The sequence below is a fragment of the Coprobacillus sp. genome (assembly GCF_984815275.1).
Genome location: NZ_CFJNYH010000005.1, coordinates 47890 through 62869, shown reverse-complemented (window position 1 = coordinate 62869; position 14980 = coordinate 47890). Strand labels below are relative to the sequence as shown.

13 protein-coding genes are annotated in these 14980 nt (G+C 32.5%); 2 read left to right on the top strand and 11 right to left on the bottom strand.

The window, feature by feature from the left end; all coding sequences use genetic code 11:
- Window positions 1–14: 14 nt before the first annotated feature.
- Genes AC5M21_RS03205 through AC5M21_RS03185 form a run of 5 tightly spaced genes read right to left on the bottom strand, consistent with a single transcriptional unit; the run spans window position 15 to window position 4531 of the window.
- Window positions 15–716: an ABC transporter ATP-binding protein gene (locus AC5M21_RS03205; protein ID WP_008789503.1), complete on the bottom strand. Its 702-nt coding sequence runs from the start codon at window positions 714–716 to the stop codon at window positions 15–17.
- A gap of 11 nt (window positions 717–727) precedes the next feature.
- The gene (locus tag AC5M21_RS03200) at window positions 728–1492 is read right to left on the bottom strand and encodes an ABC transporter ATP-binding protein (protein ID WP_054689165.1); all 765 of its coding nucleotides are present in this window, start codon (window positions 1490–1492) and stop codon (window positions 728–730) included.
- Window positions 1492–2439 carry a branched-chain amino acid ABC transporter permease gene (locus AC5M21_RS03195; protein ID WP_054325117.1) on the bottom strand — a complete coding sequence of 316 codons (948 nt, stop codon included), beginning with the start codon at window positions 2437–2439 and terminating at the stop codon, window positions 1492–1494. The genes AC5M21_RS03200 and AC5M21_RS03195 overlap by 1 nt, the downstream gene beginning before the upstream one ends.
- A gap of 9 nt (window positions 2440–2448) precedes the next feature.
- Entirely contained in the window at window positions 2449–3321 is an 873-nt protein-coding gene (locus AC5M21_RS03190) for a branched-chain amino acid ABC transporter permease (protein ID WP_008789500.1), read from the bottom strand.
- A 58-nt stretch (window positions 3322–3379) separates the two neighbouring features.
- Window positions 3380–4531, bottom strand: coding sequence for an ABC transporter substrate-binding protein (locus AC5M21_RS03185; RefSeq protein ID WP_008789499.1), 1152 nt, complete (start codon window positions 4529–4531; stop codon window positions 3380–3382).
- A 365-nt stretch (window positions 4532–4896) separates the two neighbouring features.
- Between AC5M21_RS03185 and AC5M21_RS03180 the strand changes: the two genes are divergently transcribed.
- Window positions 4897–5571, top strand: coding sequence for a manganese catalase family protein (locus AC5M21_RS03180; protein WP_008789498.1), 675 nt, complete (start codon window positions 4897–4899; stop codon window positions 5569–5571).
- 155 nt (window positions 5572–5726) lie between these two features.
- Here the strand turns inward: AC5M21_RS03180 and AC5M21_RS03175 are convergent, their stop codons facing one another.
- On the bottom strand, window positions 5727–8780 hold the full coding sequence (locus AC5M21_RS03175) for an FtsX-like permease family protein (RefSeq protein ID WP_008789497.1): 3054 nt from the start codon (window positions 8778–8780) through the stop codon (window positions 5727–5729).
- Window positions 8774–9478 carry an ABC transporter ATP-binding protein gene (locus tag AC5M21_RS03170; protein WP_008789496.1) on the bottom strand — a complete coding sequence of 235 codons (705 nt, stop codon included), beginning with the start codon at window positions 9476–9478 and terminating at the stop codon, window positions 8774–8776. The genes AC5M21_RS03175 and AC5M21_RS03170 overlap by 7 nt, the downstream gene beginning before the upstream one ends.
- An 81-nt stretch (window positions 9479–9559) precedes the next feature.
- Between AC5M21_RS03170 and AC5M21_RS03165 the strand changes: the two genes are divergently transcribed.
- Window positions 9560–10063 carry a metallophosphoesterase family protein gene (locus tag AC5M21_RS03165; RefSeq protein ID WP_008789495.1) on the top strand — a complete coding sequence of 168 codons (504 nt, stop codon included), beginning with the start codon at window positions 9560–9562 and terminating at the stop codon, window positions 10061–10063.
- Window positions 10064–10131: 68 nt separating this feature from the next.
- Here the strand turns inward: AC5M21_RS03165 and AC5M21_RS03160 are convergent, their stop codons facing one another.
- From AC5M21_RS03160 to AC5M21_RS03145, 4 genes are read right to left on the bottom strand one after another with little or no spacing between them, the layout of a single operon-like run.
- Entirely contained in the window at window positions 10132–10800 is a 669-nt protein-coding gene (locus AC5M21_RS03160; protein ID WP_008789494.1) for a potassium channel family protein, read from the bottom strand.
- 4 nt (window positions 10801–10804) lie between these two features.
- On the bottom strand, window positions 10805–12208 hold the full coding sequence (locus tag AC5M21_RS03155) for a TrkH family potassium uptake protein (RefSeq protein WP_008789493.1): 1404 nt from the start codon (window positions 12206–12208) through the stop codon (window positions 10805–10807).
- Window positions 12195–13772 carry an NAD(P)/FAD-dependent oxidoreductase gene (locus AC5M21_RS03150; protein ID WP_008789492.1) on the bottom strand — a complete coding sequence of 526 codons (1578 nt, stop codon included), beginning with the start codon at window positions 13770–13772 and terminating at the stop codon, window positions 12195–12197. Before AC5M21_RS03150 ends, AC5M21_RS03155 begins: the two co-directional genes overlap by 14 nt.
- The gene (locus AC5M21_RS03145) at window positions 13756–14925 is read right to left on the bottom strand and encodes an aminoacetone oxidase family FAD-binding enzyme (RefSeq protein WP_017143713.1); all 1170 of its coding nucleotides are present in this window, start codon (window positions 14923–14925) and stop codon (window positions 13756–13758) included. The genes AC5M21_RS03150 and AC5M21_RS03145 overlap by 17 nt, the downstream gene beginning before the upstream one ends.
- Between the last annotated feature and the right edge of the window lie 55 nt (window positions 14926–14980).

Here is a 14980-nt window from a genome sequence, read left to right as displayed (position 1 = left end):
AGAATTGAGTTCGTTTATCCCAAATATGCTTCTCTCACCTTAGGATTATTAGCAACCTCTTTGGCATCCCCTGAAATTGTAATATTCCCTGTCTCAAGCACGTATGCTCGATTTGCAATAGATAAAGCCTTATTCGCATTTTGTTCCACCAGAAGGACTGTAACCCCATCCTCCTTATTAATCTCTTGAATAATCTTAAAAATTTCATTAACAAGAATAGGTGACAACCCCATTGAGGGTTCATCCAACAATAAAAGTTTAGGTTTAGACATCAAAGCCCTTCCCATTGCCAGCATTTGTTGTTCTCCACCAGAAAGAGTGCCTGCCAATTGTCCTTTACGTTCTTTTAAACGCGGAAACCTCTGATATACTTTATCCAAATCCTCCTGAATTTTATTATCCGTTCTTAAATATGCACCCATCTCTAAATTGTCCTGAACTGTTAATTGTGAAAAGATACGACGCCCCTCAGGAACTTGTGCCAATTGACGAGCAATAATCTTATGAGCAGGCATCTTTGTAATATCTTCACTCAAAAAAGAAATTTGTCCCTCTGACGTTTTTAACAAACCACTAATCGCATGCATAATAGATGTTTTCCCTGCTCCATTTGCTCCAATTAAAGCAACAATTTCACCTTCATTCACTTCAAAGGAAACATTTTTAATTGCATGAATAACTCCATAATAAACATTTAAGTGATCAACTTTTAACATACTGTTTCCTCCTATTCATCATTTCCCAAATATGCTGCAACAACATCTGGATTATTTTTAATCTCTTCTGGTGTTCCAAATGCCAATATTGTCCCAAAGTTCAAGACAGCGATTTTTTCACAGATACCCATAACCAATTTCATATCATGCTCAATTAATAAGATTGCTATAGAAAACTTTTCCCTCACAATTTTGATTGTTTCCATAAGTTCAGCAGTTTCAGTAGGATTCATACCAGCAGCTGGTTCATCTAGCAATAAGAGTTTAGGTGAAGTTGCCAAAGCTCTTGCAATCTCCAGTTTTCTCTGCTTCCCATAAGGCAAATTAGAAGCTTTAACATGAGCAAATTGTTCAAGATCAAAAACACGTAATAAACTGAGTGCCATTTCTTCCATTGCCTCTTCACCCTTAAAATATTTTGGCAATCGTAAAACCGTACTGAATAAAGAATAGTTTTGAGAATGATGTAATCCAACTTTAACATTATCTAAAACACTCATATCTTTAAACAAACGAATATTCTGAAACGTTCTTGCAATCCCATATTGAGTAATTTGTGTAGGAGACATTTTTAATAATGATTTACCATCAAAAATAACTTGACCACTTGTTGGTTTATAAACGCCAGTCAATAAGTTAAATACAGTCGTCTTTCCTGCTCCATTAGGTCCAATTAAACCATATAATTGATTTTTATCAATCTCAAAATCAAACTCATCAACTGCCTTTAATCCACCAAATTGAATCCCCAATCCAACAGCTTTCAATAAACTCATTATTCACTCACCTCCACTGGTTCATCAGTTTTCTTACTGAACTTTGCCTTTATACGAGGCATTAAATTCTTTTCCTTAATAATCATTGCCGCAATCAAAATAATTGCATACAACAGCATACGATACTCTGAGAATGCACGTAAATATTCAGGTAAGATTGTCATAACAATAGCTGCTATGACAGAACCTTTCAAATTTCCTAAACCACCCAAAACAACCATAACAAGAATTTCTACTGATTTATTGTAATCAAAAACCTTAGGAATGAGAATTGTAATATAATGTGCATATAATCCACCAGCAAGCCCAGCAAAAAATGCTGAGATTGTAAATGCCAATATTTTATAATATGAAGTCGGAATACCAGCCAACTCACTAGCCGTTTCATCTTCACGGATAGATATAATGGCACGTCCATGACGAGATTTCACAATACAGTAAATGACATAAATCGTCACAACAGCACTTAAAAACACAGCTGTAAAGTCTGTGCTGGGAGGAATTCCCATCAGACCTTTTGCACCATTTGTAATATCTATATTCAACATAATAACTCGAATAATCTCATTGAATGCTAATGTAATAATACAAAGGTAATCACCTTTTAAACGCAATGTCGGAATTCCAATAATCAGCCCAACAACTGCAGCCACCAATGCACCAATTAACAAACTCACGATAAATGGAACCTGCATATATATACTACACAATGCTGAAACATACGCTCCAACTGACATAAAACCAGCATGCCCTAATGTTAATTGCCCTAAATAGCCACTAGCCAAGTTTAGACTTGTTGCTAAGACTATATTAATACAAGCCACAATTAAGATACCAGACCAGTAAGTATTAATAATCCCTGAACTCATAGCAAACATCATGCCACCATAAATGAGTAGAGCACAAACAAAAGAAATGACTAATTGTTGAATCTCTTTTTTCTTCATAATACTCACCTACACTTTCTCTCTTACATTTTGCCCAAACAACCCAGCTGGTTTGACTAGCAAAATGAAAATCAATATACCAAAAACAACTGCATCTGAAAACGTTGAAGAAATATAAGAGACTGTAAATGCTTCTGCCACCCCAATAATCAAACCACCAATCATCGCTCCTTGTATACTTCCAATACCACCAAGAACAGCTGCAATAAATGCTTTAATTCCAAGCATTGCACCTAAATATGGATTAATTAAAGAATAACTCAAGCCATAGATAATTCCAGCCACTGCTCCAAGTCCTGAACCAATTGCAAATGTCATAGAAATTGTATTATTGACATTAATCCCCATCAGTTCAGCAGCCCCTTTATCTTCACTGACTGCACGCATCGCTTTTCCTAACTTTGTTTTATTAATAAATAACAACAATAGAATTGTACATGCAAATGTTAAAATCAAAGATAATAAAGATACATAAGAAATACTTAACCCAAGTAATTCTAACTGACCACTTGGTAAAAAATCAGGAAACGTTATTGCTGCTGAACCAAAAAGAATCAAAAATAAATTTTGTAGTAAATAACTTACACCAATTGCTGTAATTAATACCGACAAACTACTGCTATTCCTCAGTGGTTTATAAGCCACTTTTTCAGTCACCACACCTAATAATGCACAGCCAGCAATAGATGCAATAATCGCAACAACAGGCATCCCTAACACGCTAAAAACAACATACGTTAAATATGCACCAACCATTATAATTTCACCATGTGCAAAATTAATCATTTTCGCAATACCATAAACCATTGTATATCCAATAGCAACTAGTGCATACATCCCACCTGTACTTAAGCCATTAATCATTTGTGTTAAAAGCTCCATAAATTGCCCCTCCTTCTTTTAAAAAAAGAAAGGAGAAAATTCTCCTTTACTTTTCTCATTAATCTAAATATGTGTAAGCTCCATCCTTGATTGTTTTGATAACCAAATCTTTAGTTGGATTGTGCTGTTCATCATATTCGAACTGTCCAGTAATACCACCATAATTTGTCTTCTCCAATGCTTCACATACTTTGTCAGGATCAGTCGTTCCAGCAGCTTCAACTGCTTTCAATAATACCCATGTTGCATCATATGCCATTGTACCAAACATATTTGTATCACTATTATATGCAGCTTTATATGCTTTAATATAATTTTGTACAGCATCTACACGGTCATCAAAAGTATTTGTATAATAAGCACCATTAAAAATACTCTTATCTACACCTTTTACACTCAAAACACCATCCCAACCATCAGTTCCTAAGAAAGTCCCTTCAAAATTTTTATTTTTAAATTGTTTAACCATTTTAGCAATAACTTCATAGTAGTCAGGAATAAATACTGCATCAGCACCTGAGTTTTTCACTTTATCTATATAAGTACCAAAATCAGCTTGTGTTTTTGGATATTTTTCCTCAAGAACAATTTGAACATTATCCTTTTTAGCTTGTTCAATAAATGATTCTGTACATCCAATACTATAATCACTATCACTATTTGTTAAAATAGCAATTTTTTTAGCTTTAATTGTCCCATCTCCAACTTTAGAAGCAATAAATTGTCCACCATGAGAATCATTAGAACAAGTTCTAAAGAAATTAGCTCTTGTTGAACCATCATTATTTAATGTTACAGCATCACCAGAAGCACTAGAAGAAACAATTGGTGTTTTATTCTTAGCAGAAGCATTTCCAACAGCTAGACTTTCTCCTGTTAAAACTGGACCAACAATTCCTACAACACCTTTCCCAACCAAACTGTTATAAGCATTAACTGCCTGTGTTTCATCTCCAGCTGAATCTTCAGCAATTAACTCAACTTTATATTTTGCATTCTCTGATGCGTTGTAATCCTTAATTGCAAGTTCAATAGAATTCGCTACTGGAATCCCATAAGTTGAAGTCTCCCCTGTTTTTGGACCAATAAATCCAATTTTGATAGTATCTCCATCTTTTAAAGTTGTTCCAGATGAAGCACCATCTTGTCCACCACAAGCAACTAGCATACTTGCAACTGCCAATGTCGACAATGCTCTTCTCAATTTCATTTTAATCTCCCCTTTTTTGTGTTTTTATAATATACACTTCATTATACTTAACATTTTATACAAGTCAACATATATTTAATATAATTTTTACATTATTCTAAAATACATAATTATTTTTCGGTTTTAGATAAATTTCAATATCTTTTCACAAAGAATGAATACAATTATTTTAAAATCCAATGTTTTAAAGTCACTTTATTCTTTTGTATATACATAAAAACAAATATAAAGCTTCTCTCCTTAACCTATTTGATTTTGGTTCTCTATATTCAAATCAATAGAGTATTTATTTATACAACAATGAAAATCTGTTATATCGTATAAAATTGATAGAATAAGCAGATAATATTATTGAGGTGAAAAAAATGTTTAAATATGAGAGTCGTTATTTACATCCTGTTAAAGTTGATAAACCAAATCCTAACTACGCAACTTTACTACAAGAACAGCTTGGAGGTCCACAGGGAGAATTGAAAGCTGCAATGCAGTACTTCGCACAAAGTTTTCGAATACGAGACAAAGAAATTCGTGATTTATTCCTCGATATTGCAACTGAGGAACTTTGTCATTTAGAAATGATTGCTGAATTGATTAATCAATTAAATGGGCATGAACCATGTGCCAACAAGGCAACCATTGGAAATGTAGAAGCTCATGTTCTAACTGGGCTGACTCCAATGTTAGCTAATGCATCAGGTTATTTATGGACTGCTGCATATGTTAATGAAACTGGTGATTTAGCTGCTGATATATTATCTGATATAGCTTCTGAACAACGTGCTAAAGTTGTTTATCAAAATTTATATCGTCAAATTGATGATAATGGAGTAAGAGAAACAATTGATTTTTTATTAAATAGAGAAGAAGCACATAACACAATGTTTAGACAAGCATTTAATAAAATCCAGGAATCAGCAAGTTCACAACAAGATTGGGGAGTCACAAAAGATTCTAGAATTTACTTTGATCTCTCAAACTTAGATGGGCAAAACTTTCAACCTAATGATGTTCCACCAAGTTTCAATTTAAATAAGTTTTAAATGATTATTTTGCCATATTGACTAAAAATATGGCATTTTTTCTTTCAAGAAAAAAAGAGATACTTTTATGTGAACTCCAAAAGTTGAACTATCAACTGAAAGGGTCAGTTCATTCATTATCTCTTTTTTGATATAATCCTGTATATAATTACTCTCTATTCAATACTTTTTAATGATTCAACCATATCAACCTTATTTAAAACATGACGCATTGTTAAATTAATTAACATTGTAAATCCTAAAGTTATAAAAACAGCGATAACATAACTTGATAAAGTTAAATTTCTCACAAACATTGTCATATCCAATTCAACAGTACGAATAATAAATTGATGTAAAGCAAAACCAAAAATCATTCCTACCAAAGATCCGATAACAGATAAAAGGATATTTTCTCTAAATATATAATCGTAAACCTCTTTTCTTCTAAAACCTAAAACTTTAATTGTTGCGATTTCACTCTTACGTTCTTGAATATTAATATTCGTCAAATTATATAAAACAATAAAATTTAACGCCCCTGCACAAATAATAAGAATCGCAATAACAATATCTAAACTCTGAACCTGATTATCGAATTCACTACCACTACTATCAATATAAGAGAGATTCCCATAGTGATGATCCTGCATATAATTTTCAAGGCTGGTTTTATTAGATTGCGTCATCTTCTTCATTGTCATAAAAGCGTGATTAATTTTCAAATGTGACGATGTTAAGTTCTCATATAATGTCTGAGACATATAAACGTAATTCATAAAATAGTTTTCCATAATACCAGAAACCTTTACATTATATTTCGTTCCTGATATTTCTATATCTATATTATCATTCACGTCAACACCTAACAGTTCAGCAGTTTTAATAGACAACACAATTCCATCATCTGATAAAGCAATTTTTTTATTCGTTTTCATATCATTGAAAGTTATAAAATTCTGAATATTATCCATGGATTGGTAAACCACCATACTCGCATACAAATCTTCCTTATTTTTCATCACCTGTACACTTTGATTCAATACATATTCTACGTTGCTAACTTCATCTCTTTTTAATAAATTCTCCTGATATGTCTTTGCATCTGTTATACTCACTTCTTTTTCCAAACGCACTTGCGCATCATAGTTTAATATCTTTTCATATTGTCTATCTACAACTTCTGATACTGAGTATTTAATTCCAAAACCAGTAATTATTAAGGCTGTACATCCAGCAATTCCAATAACAGACATAAAGAAACGTTTTTTATACCTAAAGATATTTCGCATTGTAACTTTTTGATTGAAAGAGAGTCGTTTCCAAATCATATCCATTTTTTCCAGAAAAATTCTTTTACCAAGTTTTGGAGCCTTTGGTCTCATTAATACGGCTGGCATTAAATTTAATTCACTCATACAAACCGAAAGTGTTGCTATCATTGTTACAAAAACAGAAATAAAGACTGTTTGAAAAGCAATCATATAAGTTGATGAAATGAAAGTTGGTGCATCTATTTGAAACAACATCAAACTATATAAATAATAAATGATTCTTGGGAAAAACTGTGTTCCTAAAACAATTCCTAGAACACATGCAAAGAACGTTGCAAAGATCACATAAACAATATACTGTTTAATAACATCCCATTTAGAATATCCTAAAGCACGTAAGGTTCCACTTTGACTTCTTTGTTCCTCAACCATTCTTGTCATTGTTGTCAAAGAGACAAGAGCTGAAACCAAGAAAAACATTAATGGAAATATATCAGCAATAGACGATATAGAATCTACATTAGAATCATAATTCACCAAACCAGCATTTTCATGCCTTGTTAATGTATAGAGTTTTCCTTTTGGAATTTGATTAACTTGTTCCTTAGCATCTTGAATCTGTAAATCTGCCTGATTTAATTTTTCTTTTGCCTGATCTAACTGATTGCGTGTTTTAAGTTCTTGTAAAGTTAATTTGTTTTCCTGCTGTTGTATTTGTAACTTTGCCTTTTGAATTTGTAAGTCTGCCTCATTTAATTTTGAAAATCCATCTAATGCAGATGATGTTGAATCCAACAGTGTTCTAATAGATGCAATATCATCTAATATTTTTTGTACCTCTGGAGGTGTTTCAGTTAATGGATTATCTTTATATTTTTCTAATTGTGCTTTCAATATTTCTAGATCTTTTTTGAGTTCTTGAGATGTTTCTTCAATTGTACCAATCATATCTTTGGTTTGTTGATTGGCTTGTGATTGTGCTTTAAGATAATCAGTCTCTTTTTCAGCTAATGCCATTTTTGCATTCGTTAATTGAATTTTTGCTTCTAAAATTTGTGTTTCAAAAGTCGTCTTTGAATCAGAATATGTTTTAAAACCTTTATCATATTCAGTTTGAGCTTCATCTAATTTCTTTTTTGCATCTGCTGACAAAGATTCATACAAGTCGCTTAAACGAAGTGATAGAGCACTTTTCACTTTTGTATTCACATTTTCAATATAATCATCATATTCCTCACTAAAAAGATTATAATCACTTGCACCATCAACAGCAATAGATATCTGATTATACAGCACCTTTTCATCACGCAAATCATACAAATCTTTAGGCAAAGCAAAAAAAGCATTATCTTGATTTAAAATTTCAATATATCCTAAGTTTGTTCCATCTCCTAATGTATTTGTTCCACGATCTGTCTTTGCAACATATCTTACATCCTTCACAATTCCGACCACTTCAAAAGTCTTTTTCCCTTGATCATTAGAGATTTCAATTTTATCACCAATTTGCGTTCCTGCTTTAGCAATTTCTACATCAATTAAACATTCATCACTTTTGCTAGGATATTTTCCATCATTTAAGATAGGCTGATTCAGCATCTCATCATTATACGTTTCACTCGTATAAACTTTGACACCTGACAATTTATTGTTCATCATCGTTAATGCATCAAATTGATATCCATATTCAATACGAGATATGCCTTTTAAATCTTTAACTTCATTTATATCATCTTGACTAAAGCCCAAAGTTGATAAATATGTTAAATCACAAAAACGATACTCATCTAAATAAGCATCCATTGTCTTCATCATGGTCCCTGGTGTATTTCTTAACCCTGCAAAAAAGGCGGCACCTAGAAATACAATAGAAAAAATTGAAAGAAATCTAGCTTTGGACTTAAAAATAGATTTCCATAAATTTTTCCAATACGCTGTTTTCTTTTGCTTTACCATTCGATTTGCTCTATTGGTTGAGGATTTTGATTCATCTCAACACTATAAACCTTTCCATTTCTCAAATGAATCACACGGTCTGCCATTGGTGCCAAAGCAGAATTGTGAGTAATAACAACCACTGTCATCTGATATGTTTCACACATCTCACGCAATAATCCTAAGATAGCTTTTCCAGTCTGATAATCCAACGCTCCTGTTGGTTCATCACATAATAACAGTTTGGGATTTTTAGCAATGGCTCTTGCAATCGCTACACGCTGCTGTTCCCCACCAGAGAGTTGTGCAGGGAAGTTAGACAAACGGCTATCAAGTCCAACCCTTTCTAAGACATTCCTTGCATCTAAAGGATTTTGGCAAATTTGTGTAGCCAACTCAACATTTTCTAATGCTGTTAAATTTTGTACAAGATTATAAAACTGAAAAACAAAACCTATATCATTACGACGGTATTCTGTAAGTTTTTTTTCATCATATAAAGCAATGTTTTCACCATCAACCAAAATAGAACCACTGGTTGGCGAATCCATCCCTCCAAGTAAATTTAAAATAGTCGTTTTCCCTGCTCCTGAGGCCCCAACAATAACAACAAACTCCCCTTTATTGACTTCAAAATTAACACCATCACTAGCATTAATCGTTATATCACCCATTGTATAGCTTTTTATAATATTTTTAAATTCTATCAAAGCACACATTTTTCTTACCTTCCTTTGCTGTATCTGTTAATATAATTATAGTAACACATTTTGAAATAAAAAAACATATGGAGGTTGAATATGAGTCAAATATTAATTATTTCAGATTCACACTATTTACGAAAGAATGAACTTCATCAATTTTTTAAACAATTTCCACACTGTAGCACGATTATTCATTGTGGCGATATTTATCCTGGATATCAGCCTGATGAATTTGACAACTTCTATATTTGCAAAGGAAATAATGATTATGTCAATCTGCCACGAATATTAAGTTTTACAATTGACCATGTTCGTTTTACTATAACTCATGGGCATATTAAAAACTATGCATATCAACCAGATTCATTATTAGAATTATTAAATGATTATCCTGCTGATGTCATTTGCTTTGGTCATACCCATATTCCATATTTTCAAAAAACCAAGGACTGTATAATTATCAATCCTGGAAGTTTAGCATTGGGCAGAAGTTACCCAAGGCAAAACACCTATGCTTTATTTGATACCGAGACCAAAGATATTCATTTCTATGATATGAAAACAAAAGATGAAATTATTTTAGAAAATAGACAGTTATAAAAAAAGATGGATTATCCAGTTGCGAAGCAACATATCCATCTTTTCATATTCCCAATCATTCATTTCTATTATTTTTCAACTAAATAATCAAATTTCTCTATTTTATCAGTTTCAGCAATCATTAGGAAATGGTCTTCATTTTGAATTAAATAACTTGGATCAATTGATAACAGTAACTTATGTGTTTTCATATCTCTTAATCCTAGAATATTAATACCGTAATTTTTTCTTAAGTCAAGACCATTTAAAGAATGCCCAACCCAGGCAAGTGGAACCTTCATTTCGACAATACTATAGCTTTCATCAATTTCCACAAGATCAGTAATATTCTTTCTCAACATTGATCTAGCAACTCTTTCACCCATTTCCTTTTCAGGGCGTACAACACGATCAGCACCGATTTTTTCTAATACGACTTTAAATTGCTTATTTTTTGCTTTGGCAATAATATGAGGAACACCTATTTCCTTTAAGTTCAATACACCTAAAAGACTTTCCTCAAGATGATTTCCAATCGCAACAACACCAACATCAAATTCTTCAACACCCAAGTCAATTAAAAACTGACGATCTGTAATATCCCCAATTACAGCCTTTGTGGCAAACTCCGAAACTCTTTGTACACATTCTGGATCTTTATCAATTGCTAAAACTTCACAACCAAATTGTGATAATGTTTTTGTAATTGTAGAACCGAAAACACCTAAACCTAAAACAACATATTGTTTACTTTGCATAATACTAACCTATTAAGACATCACTTTGAGGATATGAGATGTCTTTTCCTTTCATCTGACTATAACGTTTAGCAAACATCAAAACCATTGTAATTGGCCCTATACGACCTATATACATCAATATAATTATGATGACTTTACCAACACTTGTCAATAGTGGTGTTATACTTGCTGATAACCCAACAGTTGCAAATGCTGAGAAAGCTTCAAATGTTAAATCAATAAATGGCAATGCCTCTTCTGTAATTGAAAGTACAAACAAACCACTTATCGTTATAAAGAAACTGACCATAGCAATTGTTAAAGAACGCTTAACTACCTGATCAGCAATTGAACGCTTCATCACCTTCACAGTATCGCTCCCTTTAATCAACGCGAAAATATATAATAACATAATAGCAACTGTTACAGTTTTAATACCACCAGCTGTTCCAGCAGGTGATCCACCGATAAACATAAACATTGACATTAATAATTTGGTAGAAACATGTAAACTTGCCATATCAACAGTTGCAAAGCCAGCAGTTCTCAAAGTCGTTGACTGGAAGAAGCTAGCTAGAACTTTTTGTGGCCAATCTAATGGTCCTAAGGTTGCAGGATTATCAAATTCTAAAGCAAGAATAATCATCATTCCAGACACAATTAAGAAGGTTGTCATAATTAAAACAATCTTTGTATGAACTGATAAAGCAGATATATATCTTTTTAATTGAAAAACTTTAAAGTTCTCTTTATATTTATGCCAAGATGTTCTCAAATCAACCCAAACAATAAATCCAAGTCCTCCAGAAATGATTAATCCAGCAATGACAAGATTGACCAAAACATTTCCTTGATAACCAATCAATGATTGGCTGCCAAGAATATCAAAACCAGCATTACAAAAAGCAGAAATCGCATGAAAAATCGAATAATATATTCCTTTTGCAAAACCGAATTGTGGAATAAAAACGAAACTCAAAAGAAGTGCTCCTGTTAATTCTATAACTGCAGTATACTTAATAACTCTTTTGATATATATAGCAATTGCTCGCATTGAACTCTGATTTAAAGCTTCTTGCATAATTAACTTATTTGTATAAGATAATTTCTTTTTAAATGCAACTAACATCATATTTAGTAAAGTTAAAAAGCCAAGACCACCAATTTGTATAAGTGCTAATATAATCAATTGACCAATCAAAGAATATTGTTCTGATACAACAATTGGTACAAGCCCTGTCACACAAGTTGCAGAAGTTGCTATAAATAAGTGATCCAAATATGGAATAACTGTTCCATTATTAGAAAAAGAAAAACATAAAAGAATTGAACCAATCAAAATAACCATAAAGAAACTAAAAGCAATTCTTCTCGTTGGTGAGAAAGATTTCTTCTTCTTATCTTTATGAATATCAACAGCTTCCATTTTTATCCTCCCTCAAAATCATTTCTGCACACATGATTCCATCAACTGCGGCCGACATAATACCACCTGCATAACCAGCACCCTCTCCAATTGGGTAGATGCCAGCAAAACATGATTCATAATATTCATTTCTCAACAACCTTACTGGCGCACTACTACGTGCTTCAACTCCAGTAATTAATGTATTTTCATCTATAAAACCAGGCATTTTCTGATTCATCAATATGAGTCCCTCTTTTAAGTTGCGATTAATAAAATCAGGAAAAAGAAGATTCAAATTACTAAAAACATAGCCAATTTGATAACTTGGCTTAACAGTTCCAAGCTGAGTTGAAATTCTATTTTCTAAATAGTCCTGTACCAATTGAACAGGAGCACAATAATTGTGACCTCCCATTTCAAATGCAGCCTTTTCTAATTGACGCTGGAAAGCAATTCCTGCAAGTGGATGTTCACTTTCAAAGTCTTCCGTCTTTACATTAACCAATATTGCGCTATTTGCATTGACACCATCTCGTGCATAATAACTCATACCATTTACACACAACGTTTTCTCTTCGTGCATGGAAGGCACAACATAGCCACCTGGACACATACAAAATGTATAAACACCTCTTTTTTCTTTTGTTGTAACAGCCAATTTATATGGTGCAGCTTTTAAATAAGGAGATGTTGCACTATCTTTGTATTGAATACGATTAATAGATTCTTGTGACTGCTCAATACGCACTCCAACTGCAAAAGCTTTCTGCTCCATTAACAAACCTTTATTGTAGAGCATTTCATATGTATCTCTAGCACTATGGCCAATTGCCAAAACAAGATCATCAGCCTCAATGAGAACTTCTTTTTGCTGGTGGATAGCTTTGACATACTTTTTATCATCTTTAATCTCAAAATCAACAAATTGAGTATCAAATAGAAACTTTACCCCTTTTAATTCCATCTCTTGACGCATGTTTATTAACACACGTCGTAAATAATCTGTTCCGATATGAGGCTTAGACAGATATAAAATATCTTGAGGTGCGCCATGTTTAACAAATGTTTCTAATATATATTGTAACCTTTTATTTTTAATTCCAGTCGTTAATTTACCATCTGAAAAAGTCCCAGCTCCACCCTCACCAAATGCAATATTACTTTGAGAATTAAGTTGTCCACATTTTAACAAAGCATCAACGTCTTTAACCCTTTGTTCAACAGGCTGCCCTCTTTCTATAACTGTTACTGCTTGCCCTACCTGTGACAATACATAAGCACAAAAAATGCCAGCGGGTCCACTTCCTACAACAACAACCTTGTGATCATTGCGTGGTAAATACTCATATTGATATGGTTTCACTCTTTGCACTTGTTGATGTTGTCTCAAAACAGTTTCTTCATCATCAACTTCAAATTCAAAACTACAAATCAAATGAACTCGCTGCCTTCTTGCATCTACTGATTGTTTAACAAGACGGACATTCTTCATTTCTTTTTCACGCATATTTAAGACTTGTGAAAGAATTTTTGCATAATTATTTTTACCCAATGCGACTTTCACATTATTTATTCTTAGCATGGAATTCCCTTTCTATTGCCTGAGCTACACGATATGCACTTGCAAATGCAAAATGCAAATTATATCCACCACATAGCCCTGCTACATTTAATATTTCTCCAACAGCATACAGATGTGGATATTTTTCAATCTGTAAATCATGATTGACTTCCAGAAGTGATAAACCGCCCTTCATAACCTGTGCTGTCTCATACGATCTGATTCCTGTCACTTGAAGACGAAAATCCTTAAATAGTTTGACTATTTCAAGTGTTGAAGTAAGATTTCTTCTTGCAAAATATGTAGAAATCTTATTATGAAGTAATCCATCGTAGAAATGATTATAGCCCTTATTCATTCTAAGTTCAACATATTCATGCAATTTCTTTACATCTTGATCATCAAAAAAATCAATTGAAAGCTCATATTGATGATTTTCCTGATAAAAAGCAGAAAGTTGCATGACTGCAATACCACTGACTCCATAATCAGTAAACAATAATTCCCCTTTTTCTTTATGAATACATTGATTATTTTCCAACAATGAAAATGTTCCTTTCACTCGAACACCTTTCCATTCTTTAATAACTGGTAATGTCGTCATTTGAACTAATGAAGGTGTACTCTTCACAACATCTAATTTTAATTTTTTCAAAATATCATAGCGAGAATTATTTACACCCGAGAGTTTTCCTGCTTCACTCCCCATAGCAAATATAACATAATCAGCCTGATATGTCTGATGTGTTGTATGGACTAGATAACGTTTACTTTGTTCAATGCTGATAACTTCCTGATTATAAAAAAAGGAAACCCCTAATTCATTTGCACAATTCATCATCACTTGTTTTACTGATAATGCCTGTTCACTTTTAGGATATAATAAATTACCTTGATAGACACAATACAAACCTAGTTCATTCATTTGTTTTAACATATCAAATTGATCAATAATATCTTGGACATAATCTTTTTGATCAGTACTAAAATAATCAACGGACATGTCTTTATTTGAGAGATTACATCTTCCATTTCCAGTTGCTAATAATTTTTTCAGTGGTGATGCATTTTGTTCTAAAACAATGATTTCACATTGATATTCTAATTTCTGTTTTAATAATATAGATAAATAAACACCTGAAGCCCCTGCTCCAATAATGATAATTTTCTTCACAATTGTCACCTCTTCACCTATTTTATACGAAATATAAGGATTATACCATTTTTTA

Coding starts and splice junctions, on each gene's coding strand:
- AC5M21_RS03205 (WP_008789503.1), bottom strand. CDS start 716: ATGTTAAAAGTTGATCACTTAAATGTTTATTATGGAGTTATTCATGCA.
- AC5M21_RS03200 (WP_054689165.1), bottom strand. CDS start 1,492: ATGAGTTTATTGAAAGCTGTTGGATTGGGGATTCAATTTGGTGGATTA.
- AC5M21_RS03195 (WP_054325117.1), bottom strand. CDS start 2,439: ATGAAGAAAAAAGAGATTCAACAATTAGTCATTTCTTTTGTTTGTGCT.
- AC5M21_RS03190 (WP_008789500.1), bottom strand. CDS start 3,321: ATGGAGCTTTTAACACAAATGATTAATGGCTTAAGTACAGGTGGGATG.
- AC5M21_RS03185 (WP_008789499.1), bottom strand. CDS start 4,531: ATGAAATTGAGAAGAGCATTGTCGACATTGGCAGTTGCAAGTATGCTA.
- AC5M21_RS03180 (WP_008789498.1), top strand. CDS start 4,897: ATGTTTAAATATGAGAGTCGTTATTTACATCCTGTTAAAGTTGATAAA.
- AC5M21_RS03175 (WP_008789497.1), bottom strand. CDS start 8,780: ATGGTAAAGCAAAAGAAAACAGCGTATTGGAAAAATTTATGGAAATCT.
- AC5M21_RS03170 (WP_008789496.1), bottom strand. CDS start 9,478: ATGTGTGCTTTGATAGAATTTAAAAATATTATAAAAAGCTATACAATG.
- AC5M21_RS03165 (WP_008789495.1), top strand. CDS start 9,560: ATGAGTCAAATATTAATTATTTCAGATTCACACTATTTACGAAAGAAT.
- AC5M21_RS03160 (WP_008789494.1), bottom strand. CDS start 10,800: ATGCAAAGTAAACAATATGTTGTTTTAGGTTTAGGTGTTTTCGGTTCT.
- AC5M21_RS03155 (WP_008789493.1), bottom strand. CDS start 12,208: ATGGAAGCTGTTGATATTCATAAAGATAAGAAGAAGAAATCTTTCTCA.
- AC5M21_RS03150 (WP_008789492.1), bottom strand. CDS start 13,772: ATGCTAAGAATAAATAATGTGAAAGTCGCATTGGGTAAAAATAATTAT.